The 7,288-nt window shown below is 62.7% G+C and carries 6 protein-coding genes; 3 read left to right on the forward strand and 3 right to left on the reverse strand.

Annotated elements, in window-relative coordinates; genetic code table 11:
- Positions 1-196, forward strand: a 196-nt coding sequence (locus Q0602_RS18475; protein ID WP_298846478.1) for an alpha-ketoglutarate-dependent dioxygenase AlkB, incomplete at its 5' end; no start/stop codon positions are given.
- Positions 197-304: 108 nt separating this feature from the next.
- Here the strand turns inward: Q0602_RS18475 and gcvT are convergent.
- Together gcvT and Q0602_RS18485 are read right to left on the reverse strand one after the other, a co-directional pair.
- On the reverse strand, positions 305-1,417 hold the full coding sequence (gene gcvT / locus Q0602_RS18480) for a glycine cleavage system aminomethyltransferase GcvT (protein ID WP_298846482.1): 1,113 nt from the start codon (positions 1,415-1,417) through the stop codon (positions 305-307).
- A gap of 33 nt (positions 1,418-1,450) precedes the next feature.
- On the reverse strand, positions 1,451-2,845 hold the full coding sequence (locus tag Q0602_RS18485; protein ID WP_298846488.1) for a sodium:alanine symporter family protein: 1,395 nt from the start codon (positions 2,843-2,845) through the stop codon (positions 1,451-1,453).
- 498 nt (positions 2,846-3,343) lie between these two features.
- Between Q0602_RS18485 and gcvH the strand changes: the two genes are divergently transcribed.
- Together gcvH and gcvP are read left to right on the forward strand one after the other, a co-directional pair.
- Positions 3,344-3,748, forward strand: coding sequence for a glycine cleavage system protein GcvH (gene gcvH, locus Q0602_RS18490; protein ID WP_295039160.1), 405 nt, complete (start codon positions 3,344-3,346; stop codon positions 3,746-3,748).
- A gap of 86 nt (positions 3,749-3,834) precedes the next feature.
- Positions 3,835-6,735 carry an aminomethyl-transferring glycine dehydrogenase gene (gene gcvP, locus Q0602_RS18495; RefSeq protein ID WP_298846492.1) on the forward strand — a complete coding sequence of 967 codons (2,901 nt, stop codon included), beginning with the start codon at positions 3,835-3,837 and terminating at the stop codon, positions 6,733-6,735.
- A gap of 130 nt (positions 6,736-6,865) precedes the next feature.
- Here gcvP and Q0602_RS18500 read toward each other — a convergent pair.
- The coding region (locus Q0602_RS18500) for a LysR substrate-binding domain-containing protein (RefSeq protein ID WP_298846495.1) at positions 6,866-7,288 on the reverse strand (423 nt) is incomplete at its 5' end.

Below are 7,288 nucleotides of genomic sequence, written 5' to 3' on the forward strand. Positions count from 1 at the left end.
GCTTTCGATGGGCAGTGAGCGCCCTCTTCGCTTTCGGGAAAAAACGGGTAGGTCACGTCGCGCCTTCAACGTCTGGCTACCGCACGGCAGCCTCCTGCTGATGGGTCCCGGTGCTCAATCCCGATGGCAACATGCGCTGGCACCGCGTTCGATCGACGGCGTTCGCATCAACCTGACCTTTCGTCGAATCCTCTAGGGCTTCTCTGGAGTACTGCGCAGGGGTGCTGAAACCAAAAATGCCTCCCTGTTCGGGAGGCATGAAAGATAACGGTATAAACTTGAGAGACACCGCCTTTTAAGCGAATCAGCCGCGATAATAGTTGGCTGGCACGAAAGGCATCGGACTGATCACCATCGGCAGTCGCTTGCCGCGGACATCGGCGTAGAGCGTAGTGCCTTTCTCGGCGGCTTCCACCACGACGTAGGCCATGGCGACGGGCGCGCCAACGCTGGGCCCGAAACTGCCCGAGGTGACTTGCCCAACCATCCGGTCGTCCGCGTCGAACAGTTCGACCCCCTCCCGGACCGGCGCTCTGCCTTCTCCAAGCAAGCCGACACGGCGACGGCGATGATCCTTGGCCTGCAGTTGATGCAGGACCCTGTCCGCCCCCGGGAAGCCAGCTTCCCGCTCTCCCCCGACGCGCCGGGATTTGCCCACCGCCCAGGAGAGGCTCGCCTCGACAGGCGTGGTGGTGGTGTCGATATCGTGCCCGTAGAGGCAGAGCCCCGCCTCGAGGCGCAGCGAATCCCGTGCCCCCAGACCGATCGGCTCGACCTCGGGCTGATCGACAAACCAGCGTGCCAGCGCTTCGCTCGCCTCGGACGGCACCGATATCTCGAACCCGTCTTCGCCGGTATACCCGCTTCTGCTTACCCAGATCTCGCTGCCCATGACCTCGAACCGCCCGTGCTGCATGAAGACCAGATCGCAAGCCGCCGGACAGAGGCGCTGCATGACGATGGCGGCATCGGGCCCCTGCAGTGCCAGCAGCCCCCGGTCCAGAACCTCGACATCGTGATCCGCGCCGAGCCCGATGCGCATCAAGGCGAGGTCCTGATCCTTGCACGCGGCGTTCACCACCACGTAGAGCCAGTCGCCCTGATTGACGATCATCAGGTCGTCCAGGATGCCACCTTCGCTGTTGGTAAACAGCGCGTAGCGCTGCCCTCCCTCCGGCAGCCCGACGACATCGGCGGTAACCAGGGTCTCCATCGCCTTCGCGGGAGTGGGCCCGGTCACCGCCACCTGGCCCATGTGGGAGACATCGAACAGCCCACAGGCCCGGCGCGTGTGTTCGTGCTCCTTCTTGACACCCAGGGGATACTGCACGGGCATGCTGTATCCGGCGAAAGGCACCATCTTGCCACCGAGCTCTTGATGCAGCGCGAACAGCGGGGTCTGTTTCATGTCGGACATGGATGTCTCCAGATCAGGGCGGATAGAAAAACGTTACGCTTTGGGGTCGTGATCTTCCAGCGCTTCTCCCGGCAGGACCGTCTTGCCGGCGAAGTGATCCCGGGTCAGCTTGAATACCACCGGCGACAGCAGCGCCAGGGCGATCAGGTTGGGGATGGCCATCATCGCATTGAAGGTGTCCGCCACCAGCCAGATGAAGTCCAGCTTCGCCATGGCGCCCACCGGCACCGCCAGCACGAACAGTATGCGATAGAGCAGAATCGTCCGATCGCCGAACAGATACTGGAAGCACTTCTCGCCGTAGAACGACCAGCCCAGAATCGTGGTGAAGGCGAATATCGACAGCGCGATCGCAACGATATGCTGTCCGATACCGGGCAAGGCGCTGTCGAAGGAGAGCGAGGTCAACGCCGCGCCACTCTCGCCATCGAGCCAGTGGGTCGAGGTCAGGATCACCAGCGCGGTCATGGTGCAGACCACCAGCGTGTCGATGAAGGTGCCCAGCATGGCGATCAGACCCTGGCGGACCGGATTGCGCGTCTGCGCCGCGGCGTGGGCGATGGGCGCACTGCCCAGGCCGGCTTCGTTGGAGAAGATCCCACGAGCGACGCCAAAACGGATCGCCGCCGCCACCGCCGCGCCGGCGAAGCCACCGCTGGCGGCAATCGGCTGGAAGGCGTGGGAGAAGATCGTGCCCAATGCGTTACCGATCTGGTCGGCGTTCAGCACCAGGACCACCACGCCGGCTGCAAAATAGGCAACGGCCATCAACGGCACCAGCTTCCCGGCGACGCGGGAGATACGCTTGATCCCCCCCAGAATCACCGCGCCGGCCAGCACCATGATGATCACGCCGGTCAGCCAGGCCGGTACCCCGAACGAGGTCGTCAATGCATCCGCAACGGAATTGGATTGAACGGTATTGCCGATGCCGAAGGCCGCCACCGCACCAAAGAACGCGAACAGTCCGCCCAACCAGGCCCACCGCTTGCCGAGTCCGTTACGGATGTAATACATCGGGCCGCCGACATGATTGCCGGTGGAATCGGTCTCGCGATACCGGACGGCCAGCACGGCTTCGGCGAACTTGGTCGCCATCCCCACCAGGGCCGTCAGCCACATCCAGAACACCGCCCCCGGGCCACCGAGCGCAATGGCGGTGGCGACGCCCGCGATATTGCCGGTACCGATGGTCGCGGAGAGCGCAGTCATCAGCGCGTTGAACGGTGATATCTCGCCCTCGTCACGACTGTCGGCTTCACTGCGACGCCCACGCCACAGCAGGCTGAAACCGAGCCCCAACTTGCGGATGGGCATCAATTTGAGCCCTACCTGCAGATAGATACCGACCCCAAACAGCAGAATCAGCATCAATGGCCCCCAGACGACACCATTGATGGCACTGAACACCGCATTAAGTTGATCCACGTCGACCTCCATTATCACGTTGTTGTTGCTGTCGAACGGGCCCGAACGGCCAGCCGTCGCCACGATCGATCATTGACAAGTCAAAGCGTGGCAACAATAGAGGATTCAACTACGCGTTAACAATTATTCCAAAGCATTCATCCAGAAACCGTCGCCACAGCTTCCGTGGCGGGGCGTTACACCTTAGCGAAAAGCCTTTGGTGTTTCCAATAGGAAACTTTTCTCCCTCCGGCCATCATGGATGTCCGTGCCTAGCGCAGCGGTGCCCCGTACCAGCGGCCGGCCATGAAACGACCGGCGCCGACGGCGCGTACGCCGCGGCTCGGCGAAGATCGCCCGCTTAAACTGGACGTTTTGTGGATCTGGGCTCAACCTAGTAGCGCGATCCGCGCAAAGCTGCGCCGGAGACGCTCGAGACTATGCCAATCGATCTCGCATTCGTGCATAATGCTCGCCAAAATTCCCCGTATCGAAAACTGTTTCGTATAGGAAACTCCCATGAGCGATATCCCCAACAACCTGCTGTACACCGATAGCCACGAATGGGTGCTGGATAACGGCGATGGCACCGTGACCGTCGGTATCACGGATCATGCGCAGGAAGCCCTCGGTGACGTGGTCTTCGTTGAACTTCCGGAACCCGGGCGGGAGCTGGACGCCGGCGACGAGTTTGGCGTCATCGAGTCGGTAAAGGCCGCGTCCGACCTCTACTCCCCCCTGGCGGGAGAGATCGTCGAAGTCAACGAGTCGCTGGAGGATGCGCCGGAAACCGTCAACGATTCCCCCTACGGCGACGGCTGGATTCTCAAGCTGCAATTGACCGACCAGGGCGACCTGGAATCGCTGATGTCGGCGGAAGCCTATCGCGAACTGGTTGCCGCCGAGGAAGATCAGGACGACTGATCGCCGCCTCATCCTTACCAGCTCGGCCGTTCGCCGCCACCAACGTCGAACGGCCGCCCTTTTCCGCCAACCTCGCCGGATAGATCATGCCCACCGAGACTCGCCCCCTGACTGACCTGGCCAATCACGCAGATTTCATTCAGCGTCACAACGGCCCGAATCCTCTCGATGTCGTCGAGATGCTCAAAGCACTCGACATGCCATCGCTGGAGACGCTGATCGACCGCACCATTCCCAAGGGAATCCGGCTCGACGGCGAACTGGATCTGGACGGCCCGCGCGGCGAATCGGAGGCGTTGGATTATCTGCGGGGTCTGGCTCGCCAGAACAAGGTTTTCAAGAGTTACATCGGTCAGGGGTACTACCCGACGCACCTGCCGGCTGTCATTCAGCGCAACGTGCTGGAAAATCCCGGTTGGTACACGGCCTATACGCCGTACCAGCCCGAGATTGCCCAAGGTCGCCTGGAGGGGCTGCTCAATTTCCAGCAGATGGTGATGGATCTGACCGGCATGGCGATCGCCAACGCATCGCTACTCGATGAGGCCACGGCGGCGGCGGAAGCCATGGCGCTCTGCCGGCGCGCCAACAAGAAGCAGAAGAGCCAGCGTTTCTTCGTCTCCGACAGCGTGCTGCCCCAGACCCTGGATGTGCTCCGCACCCGGGCGGCCTATCTCGGATTCGAACTGGTCGTGGCACCCGCGAGCCAGCTTGCACAGGAGGACGTCTTCGGTGCGCTGCTGCAGTACCCCGGTGTCGACGGTGAGGTCGGCGATATCGAAAACATCGTCGCCGAGGCACGCTCGCGCCAGGTCATGACCTGCGTCGCGGCGGACCTGATGAGCCTGGTCATGCTGAAGGAGCCCGGCGCCATGGGCGTGGATATCGTGCTGGGCAACTCGCAGCGTTTCGGTGTCCCGATGGGCTATGGCGGCCCCCACGCGGCGTTCTTCGCCGCCAGCGAGGGCCTCAAGCGCTCTTTGCCCGGCCGGGTGATCGGCGTTTCCAAGGACAGCCGCGGACGCCCGGCGCTGCGCATGGCGATGCAGACCCGCGAGCAGCACATCCGTCGCGAGAAGGCGACCTCCAACATCTGCACCGCGCAGGCGCTACTGGCGAATATCGCCGGCTTCTATGCGACCTATCATGGTGCCGAGGGGCTGCAGACCATCGCCGGCCGCATTCACCGCCTCACGACCCTGCTCGCGCTGGGCCTGAAGCAGCATGGAATCGCACTCAAGCACGACAGCTGGTTCGACACGCTGACGCTGTCCGGTGTCGACAGCCACCGGATCCAGGGCCGCGCGCTGACCCGCGAGATCAACCTGCGCTATCCCGCCGACGGTGAAGTCGGGGTCAGCCTCAACGAGACCACCACCGCCGCCGATCTGGCGGAACTCTTCGATGTGCTGATCGGCGAGGAGCACGGCCTCTCCGTCAGCGAGCTCGACCATCAGGCCGTGGAACGAAGCGCCAGCGGAATCCCCGCTGCCTACCGCCGCCAGAGCGACTTTCTACAACATCCCAACTTCCAGCGTTTCCGCAGCGAGACCGAGATGCTGCGCTACCTCAAGCGCCTGGAAAACCGCGATCTCTCGCTGGCCCACGCGATGATTCCGCTGGGTTCCTGCACCATGAAGCTGAACGCCACCAGCGAGATGATACCGATCACCTGGCCCGAATTTGCCAACATCCATCCTTTCGCCCCCGCGGCGCAAGCGACCGGCTACCGTCAGATGATCACCGAGCTGAGCGATTTCCTGATCGAGATCACCGGCTACGACAGCATATCGATGCAGCCGAACTCCGGCGCCCAGGGCGAATACGCGGGCCTGGTCGCGATTCGGCGGTATCAGGCCGCCGTGAGCGAGGGCCACCGCGATATCTGCCTGATCCCGAGCTCAGCGCACGGCACCAACCCTGCCTCAGCGGCCATGGCCCAGATGAAGGTGGTCGTCGTCGAGTGCGATCGCGATGGCAATATCGACATGGCGGACCTCGAAGCCAAGGCGACGAAACACAGCGCCAATCTGTCGGCGATCATGCTCACCTACCCATCGACCCACGGCGTGTTCGAGGAGAACATTCGTGACGCCTGCCGGGTCGTCCACGACAACGGCGGGCAGGTCTACATCGACGGGGCCAACATGAACGCCCAGGTCGGGCTCTGCCGTCCCGGTGACTACGGCGGTGACGTCTCGCACCTCAACCTGCACAAGACCTTCTGCATTCCTCATGGCGGCGGCGGCCCCGGCATGGGTCCGATCGGCGTCAAGGCACACCTGGCGCCCCACCTGCCCAATCATGTCATGACCCCGCAGGAAGGCATCGAGACGGGTTCCAGCGCGGTGTCGGCGGCAGCCTTCGGCAGCGCCTCGATCCTGCCGATCTCATGGGCCTACATCAAGATGATGGGGGCTCGCGGCCTGCGCGAAGCGACCGAGCTGGCCATTCTCAATGCCAACTACATCGCCAAGCGCCTGGAAGCGCACTACCCGGTTCTCTACCAGGGTGCCAACGGCACGGTGGCGCACGAGTGCATTCTCGATGTGCGACCGCTCAAGGCCGCCTCCGGCATCAGCGAGGAAGACATTGCCAAGCGCCTGATGGACTACGGCTTCCACGCCCCGACGATGTCGTTCCCGGTGGCGGGTACGCTGATGGTGGAGCCCACCGAATCCGAGTCGCGCTATGAGATCGATCGCTTCTGCGACGCGATGATCGCGATTCGTGAAGAGATCGCCAGGGTCGAATCCGGCGAATGGCCGAAGGACGCCAACCCTCTGGTATTGGCACCGCACACCATGGCGGACGTCACCGAGGAGAACTGGAATCGCCCCTACTCCCGGGAGCGGGCGGCGTTCCCGACCGATGCCGTGCGCGAAGCCAAATATTGGCCGGCGGTTAATCGGGTCGACAACGTCTTCGGTGACCGCAACCTGATCTGCAGCTGCCCACCGATCGAGGCCTATCGAGAGGCTCTCTGAAGCGTGGAGAGGACCCGACGACAACGGCCGCTCATCGAGCGGCCGTTGTCGTTCCGGAATGGACAGATATGGTTCAGTGAGACTGATTTTAACGCCGTATGGACAAGCACGGGCAGTTTTCAGACGGCCCCTAGTTGGGTTCCATGGCGGGCAGTTCACTATAGCCATAAAGCGAATTGAGCCGCTGCTGGCGAAAGGACTCCAGCAACTGGCGGTAACGCTTGGGCAGTTCGACGTCCGTTCGCGATACCAGATGCAACGTTTCATAGACCGGTTTCGACAGCGTGACCTCCTTGACCTGGCGCTGCCATGGAGAGGTTTCCAGCACCGGGCGCGACACCACCGTGAATCCCAGCCCCCTGGCCACCGCGTCCAGAACCTGCCCCACTTCATTGGTGAAACCCTGGCGCGGGAAATGGCTCATGCTGCGGAATTCGCTGCCGAAGTTGCTCTTCAGCAGGAGGCTCGCGTTGGTATTGCCGTCGTTGTAGTTGACGAACCCCAGCGCGAGCAGTTCACCGAGACTGGTGCCGGCGAAGTCGGCCGGTACCAC

This window comes from uncultured Salinicola sp. (assembly GCF_937921195.1).
Taxonomy (GTDB): Bacteria; Pseudomonadota; Gammaproteobacteria; order Pseudomonadales; family Halomonadaceae; genus Salinicola.